Source organism: Ideonella sp. P3_A4, from assembly GCF_056403075.1.
Window position 1 is genome coordinate 1 of the sequence record NZ_JBFUGE010001374.1, and the last position, 531, is coordinate 531.

The following is a 531-nucleotide window of genomic DNA, read 5'->3' on the forward strand; positions in this document are numbered from 1 at the left end:
GAAGTGGTATCGGCCAAGCCGACCAAGGGCGGCGTGCCGCCAGGTGCGCCGGTGGTCACCCCGACCGCAGGCGACAAGAAGGTGAACCTGGCCTGGCCCGCGGCAAGCGGTGCTACCGGCTACGTGGTCAAGCGCAGCCTGTCAGCCAACGGCACTTTTGACGTGCTGGCCACGCTCGATGGTGCGACGCTGGCCTACGTCGACAGCGGTCTGACCAACGGTACACCGTACTTCTACGTGGTCGTCGCGACCAACCAGGCCGGCAAGACGTCTTCGGAGGTGGTCACCGCCACTCCCAAGGCCGGCGGTGGTGAGGCCTGCACGCTGACAGTCGACTCGACCAACGATTGGGGCTCTGGCCAGATCCTGACCGTGAGCCTGCAGAACAGCGGCACCACCACGATCAGCAACTGGACAGCGACCTTCACCGAATCGAACACCTTCACCATCACCAACAGCTGGGACGGCACTTTCACGCTCACCGGCAACAAGGTGAACCTGGTGCCCGCTTCGTACAACAAGGACGTGCCC

1 protein-coding gene is annotated in these 531 nt (G+C 64.2%); it reads left to right on the forward strand.

What is annotated here, in order from left to right; genetic code table 11:
- Positions 1-531 (forward strand): cellulose binding domain-containing protein (locus tag AC1DYI_RS38075; RefSeq protein WP_477209221.1); only part of this gene is annotated, 531 nt, incomplete at both ends.